Origin of the sequence: Microbacterium sp. 69-7, assembly GCF_001897985.1 — a bacterium.
Classification (GTDB): domain Bacteria; phylum Actinomycetota; class Actinomycetes; order Actinomycetales; family Microbacteriaceae; genus Microbacterium; species Microbacterium laevaniformans.
The window spans coordinates 1-5207 of the sequence record NZ_MKRU01000105.1 but is presented as its reverse complement, the minus strand read 5'-3'; the positions used below and the strand labels follow the sequence as shown (position 1 = coordinate 5207).

Here is a 5207-nt window from a genome sequence, read left to right as displayed (position 1 = left end):
CGTCACCGCTGGCGTCCCCGCCGCGCTCGTCGAGATCCGCAGGCTCGGTCGAACCCTCAAACAGCGCGCCCTCGACGTGCTCGCGTACTTCGACCGGCCCGGCACCAGCAACGGCCCGACGGAAGCGATCAATGGCCGGCTCGAGCACCTCCGCGGCTCCGCCCTCGACTTCCGCAACCTCACCCACTACATCGCGAGATCACTGCTCGAAGCCGGAGGCTTCAGACCCGCGCTACACCCCTAATTCCGAAGAGCCCCGAAAGGCCCCGCAGATGCGGGGCCTTTCCTGGTCTGCGCTCTCCACGCGGACCGACCCCCGTGACAGGATGGGGGCACGGCTGGATGCCCGACGATGGGGAGAGACATGACCGAACCGACGAGTTCACCGCAGTCGAACAAGATCCTGCGAGCGACGATCTGGGTCGCGATCGGCGCCCTGATCGCCGCCGCCCTCGTGTGCGTGGTGTGGGTACTGATCGGCGACTCGAACGGCATCGTGGGTAAGGCGTTCCTGACGATCCTGCTGCTCGCGGGCTTCGCGGGCGTGGCGATCGCCGAGTCGAACATGGCCCAGAACCGGCCCACCTGGCTCGCGCTGACGAGCATGATCTCGTGGGTGTTGATCCTGCTGGTCGGGGCGTTCCTCATCTGGATGCCGACCAGTGGCTACTTCGGCGTCGGCGCCGGGCGCGTGTTCAAGTTCATCGTCATCGCGCTCATCATCCAGGGGGCTCTCCTGCACGCACGCCTCTTCCTCAAAGCGTTCCAGCGGCACCAGACGACCTTCACCTCGATCGTCACCTACGTGACCATCGGGCTCGTCGTCATCCTCATGGTCATGCTCGTGCTACCGCTGATGACCGACGAGTTCGTCACCTACCGTCCGCTCTACTGGCGCGTGGTCGTCGCGCTCGCGATCCTGTCGGCGGTGGGCACGGCGCTCCTGCCGCTGGTCAACGCCCTCTTCGCCCCGAAGCGTCCGCGCCCGCACCTCGCCGCCCCCTACGGTGCGGCTCCTTACGGCGCGGCTCCTTACGGCGCGGCTCCTTACGGCGCGGCTCCTTACGGTTCGGCCCCACTCCCCGTGGCGGCGCCCGCTGCCCCCGCTCAGCCGCCCGCGCCGGCACCGGCACCCGCTCCGGCGGCATCCGCACCGTGGCCCACCTTCGCCGACGGCGTCACGCCGCTGCCGGTGTTCCCCGACGGCTCGCCGGACTGGAACGCCTACTACACGGGTCATCCCTCGTCCGGCGCACGCTTCTGGTTCACGGAGGGCGCGAGCACCCCGACGGCTCCGGCCGCGCAGGGGCACGACGGCTACCCGCCCGCCCCGCCGCTGCCGCCGCACAGCTGAGCGTCAGTCGAGCAGCTCCAGCGCCGCCATCGCGGCGTTGTGCCCGCCGATGCCGCTGACGGCGCCGCCGCGACGCGCGCCCGACCCGCACAGCAGTACCCGTTCGTGCGCCGTCGCCACGCCCCAACGCTCGGCCGCCGATTCGAGCGGCTCGTCGTCGCCCGCCCACGGCCACGACAGCGGCCCGTGGAAGATGTCGCCGGCTGTCATGCCGAGTGACCCCTCCAGGTCGGTCGTGGTCCGTGCTTCGATGCACGGCGAGCCGTCGGGCGCGACCGCGCTCACGGTCGCATTGACGCGGATCTCGGCGCCCGCGCGGCGCGCCGCGTTCTCGAGCGCGCCGCTCACTCGGCCCATGCCGCCGACGGGGACGTCCCAGTCACCGGTGCCGCCGCCGATCACGTGATAGAGGAAGCAGCGGTTCTGGCGCAGTGAGGGATCGTCGGCCCGGGAGAAGGGGCCGATGAGGCCGTCGGTGAGGGCGATGCCGCGCGCGATGTCGGTGCCCAGCCCGTCGCGCAGCAGGCCGCCCAGCGGTCGCGTCGTGAGCGCGTCCCAGAGCGCCGTGTCGGCGACTTCCGCACGCATCTCGCTCGCGCGGCGCAGGGGCTCTGTCACCGAGGGGAAGACGGTCGCAGCGAGCGGGAGGAGGCGGTCGGTGAACGCCTCGAAGCGCTCCGCCTCGCGGAGGTCACCGGTCGTGCGGATGACGCTCGCGGTGGTGGCCGCGGCATCCGCGTTGTCGATGAGGATGCCGCGGGACGGGTCGGCGGGGTCGGGGGTGTACGACGAGTACCGGCGCCGTCGCAGGTCGAGGCGCAGATCGAGGTCGTCGATGATCGTGCGAGGCAGCAGGCTCACGAGGTACGAGTAGCGCGACAGGCGCCATCCGCGCCCGCCCACGGCTGCTCCGACACCGCGGCGCCGCCGACCCGGTCCTGCCGTTCCAGCACGACGACGCGCTTGCGCGCCCGGGCGAGATAGGCGGCGGCGGTGAGGGCGTTGTGGCCACCGCCGACGATCACGACGTCGTCGTGCGCGCTCATGAGGCCACGGTAGTGCGCGTAGCGTGGAGGCATGGTGGATGCCGCGCAGTGGGAGAAGATCGCCGTCGACATCGCACGAGAGGCCGGCGCGCTCGCGCGGCGTCGGCGGGCTGAGGGCGTCGCGGTGGCGGCGACGAAGTCCACCCTCGCCGACATCGTGACCGACGCCGACCGCGAGGTGGAGCAGCTCATCCGCGACCGACTGGCCGCAGTCCGGCCCGACGACGGCTTTCTCGGGGAGGAGTCCGACCCGCAGCCCGGTACGAGCGGTGTGACCTGGGTCGTCGACCCCATCGACGGCACGGTCAACTACGCCTATGGCATTCCGCAGTACGCGGTCAGCATCGCCGCCGTGACCGGGGAGGCGACGCCCGAGACGTGGGTCGCACAGGCCGCGGCGGTCTACAGCCCCGCCGTCGACGAGCTCTTCCACGCGCACCGCGGCGGGGGCGCCTGGCTCGGCGATCAGCCTCTGCGCGTATCGACGGTGACGGATGCCGGGGCCCTGCTTGCCACGGGCTTCGGATACGACCCCGCCACCCACGACGGCGACCTGGCACGCGTGCGCCGGATGATGGTGCTCGCCCGCGACCTGCGTCGCGCCGGCGCCGCCTCCCTCGATCTGGCGTACGTCGCCGCCGGGCGGCTGGACGGGTACTTCGAGCGCGGGCTCAAGCCGTGGGATCACGCGGCGGGAGCCCTGCTGGTTACGGAGGCGGGCGGCGTCGTCGGCGGACGGCCGGGCAGCGCGCCCGGTGCGGAGATGACGATCGCGGCCGGTCCGGAGCTGTTTCCGCGGATGCGCGAGCTGCTGGAGGTGTGAGGCGTCCGCGGGTTGATAGGAACGTGGACCGTGTGTCCATGGCATTCCCAGCGACCACGATGTAGTGTTTACCCGATCGTTATCTTTGCCGGCCCGAACGGCGAAGCGATCCGAAGCCCGTAGTACGTCGTCGTGCGGAGCCCCCTCCGCGCGGCCTGACGAGAGCCTGTGTGATTTGACCCCCGACACCCCCGCGGCCGATGGGACGCCCTCGCGGCGTGCCAGCCGACGAACCGAGTCGGCCGCAACGCCGACCGGGCCGGGTGCTCTGACCCGCGCTGAGTACCGTCGCCTGGCTGCCCAGGCCGCCGCCGTGGCCGCGCCCGCGGACGACGTTCTGCCCGCTGCTTCCGCCGTTGTCGTCGAGGTGGCGCAGCCCGAGGCGCCCGCCGAGTCCGCGCCCGCCGAGCCCTCCCTCGCCGAGTCGGTCGTCGCCGAGGTCGCTGCGGCGATCGTCGCCGAAACCGTCGTCGGCGCACAGCCCGACGAAGTCTCCCGTCGGCGTCTGCGCCGTGCCGCGCGAGCCGTGTTCGAATCGGTCGCCACCGAAGATGCGTCCGCGGTCGCCGTGACGGCGGCCGCCGCCGTCGACCACGAAGCGGATGCCGTGCCCGCTCCGGTCGCCGACCAGCTCCCGAGCGATTCCGCGTTCGTCGCGGCATCCGAGAGCTGCGACCTCGACGAGTTCGAGTTCGCTGCCCGCCTGTTCTCCTTCACGGGGGAGACGCCCGTGCAGCGTCCCTCGACCGCCGTTGCCGAGCCGGCGGAGCCGGTTTCCGCTGCCGAGGCCGTCGTCCATGTCGCCGTACGCCGCCGCCCGCGTGGCGCGGCGATCGCCAAGCGGATGGCTGCGGCGTCGTTCTCGGTGGGCGTCATGGCGGTCGTCGGCCTGCTTGCCGTGGGCACGACCACGCCGGCGGCTGCGATCGCCTCGGCATCCGACTCGTCGAACACCGCCGCGCAGCCCACCGTCGTCGCCGCCGGCCAGAAGCTGACGAAGAGCTCGGATGCCGGTCAGATCCAGGCGTTCGTCGCTTCGGGAACCGATGCTCCGACCGCGCTGGATCGACCCGAAAGCTACAACGTCACGTCGATGTCGGAGCTTGCGGCCGAGTCGGGCGTGCGCCTGTTCGCGAACACGTGGGTGAACGACCCCTCGTCGCCCATCCAGTACCCGTTCCCCGTCGGGGTGCCGATCTCGGCCGCCTTCGGGTCCATCGCGTACCTCTCGGAGTTCGCCACCCCCCACAACGGCGTCGACCTGACCCCGGGTGAGGGCGCGGAGATCCACGCTGTCGCCGCGGGCACCGTGCGCATCGCGACCGAGTCCGGTGGCGATTACGGTGTGACGGTGCTGATCGACCACATCATCGACGGCCAGCTCGTCTCCACTCGCTACGGCCACATGCAGTACGGCTCGCTGCAGGTGAAGGTGGGCGACAAGGTCACCGCCGGACAGGTCATCGGCCGCGTCGGACAGACCGGTAAGGCGACCGGACCCCACCTGCACCTCGAGGTGCTGCTGGGGGGCACCACCCGCATCGACCCGATGCCGTGGCTGGCCGAGCACACCAAGCCCGGCCACACCGTCGGCTGAGCCGATTCTGTCGGACGCCCCGGCTCTGATATTCTTTTCTGGTTGCCCCGAGAGGGGTGGCACGCCCCGATAGCTCAGTGGCAGAGCACTTCCATGGTAAGGAAGGGGTCGTCAGTTCAATCCTGACTCGGGGCTCGCAGCATCCACATCTCGCCGTGTGGGTGCGGAGCGTGCGGGTAGCTCAGTTGGTGAGAGCGCACGACTCATAATCGTGTGGTCGCGGGTTCAAGCCCCGCTCCCGCTACCAGCCCGGACTCACGCGGATCTTCGGCCATCGGCAAGAAGGTTCCCGAGCCACCGGGAGCCTTCCGTGTAGCAGCCGTGTAGCGAAACGACTCAGTAGCCGTATGCTCCGGCGCCTGGCAACTGGACGGATTGGCCTGCAAG

The 5207-nt window shown here is 70.9% G+C and carries 4 protein-coding genes, 2 tRNA genes and 1 pseudogene; 6 read left to right on the top strand and 1 reads right to left on the bottom strand.

Features of this window, described 5'->3' with window-relative positions:
• Nucleotides 1-244 (top strand): transposase (locus tag BGN98_RS13385; RefSeq protein WP_288121666.1); only part of this gene is annotated, 244 nt, incomplete at its 5' end.
• 120 nt (nt 245-364) lie between these two features.
• Nucleotides 365-1354, top strand: coding sequence for a hypothetical protein (locus BGN98_RS13380; protein WP_288121665.1), 990 nt, complete (start codon nt 365-367; stop codon nt 1352-1354).
• A 3-nt stretch (nt 1355-1357) separates the two neighbouring features.
• Here the strand turns inward: BGN98_RS13380 and BGN98_RS13375 are convergent.
• Nucleotides 1358-2433: pseudogene (locus tag BGN98_RS13375) on the bottom strand (FAD-dependent oxidoreductase).
• Between BGN98_RS13375 and BGN98_RS13370 the strand changes: the two are divergent.
• The 4 genes from BGN98_RS13370 (at nt 2432) to BGN98_RS13355 (ending at nt 5067) form a co-directional block, all read left to right on the top strand.
• A complete protein-coding gene (locus BGN98_RS13370; protein ID WP_288121664.1) occupies nt 2432-3223 on the top strand; it encodes an inositol monophosphatase family protein in 792 nt (263 codons plus the stop codon). The pseudogene BGN98_RS13375 and the gene BGN98_RS13370 sit on opposite strands and share 2 nt — an antisense overlap.
• 313 nt (nt 3224-3536) lie before the next feature.
• Nucleotides 3537-4820 carry a M23 family metallopeptidase gene (locus tag BGN98_RS13365; RefSeq protein WP_288121663.1) on the top strand — a complete coding sequence of 428 codons (1284 nt, stop codon included), beginning with the start codon at nt 3537-3539 and terminating at the stop codon, nt 4818-4820.
• 63 nt (nt 4821-4883) lie between these two features.
• Nucleotides 4884-4955 (top strand) — tRNA-Thr (locus tag BGN98_RS13360).
• Nucleotides 4956-4987: 32 nt separating this feature from the next.
• Nucleotides 4988-5067: transfer RNA gene (locus tag BGN98_RS13355), tRNA-Met, on the top strand.
• Nucleotides 5068-5207: the final 140 nt, after the last annotated feature.

Excerpts from the sequence above, each read along its gene's own strand:
- BGN98_RS13380 (WP_288121665.1), top strand. The coding sequence starts at position 365 with ATGACCGAACCGACGAGTTCACCGCAGTCGAACAAGATCCTGCGAGCG.
- BGN98_RS13370 (WP_288121664.1), top strand. The coding sequence starts at position 2,432 with ATGGTGGATGCCGCGCAGTGGGAGAAGATCGCCGTCGACATCGCACGA.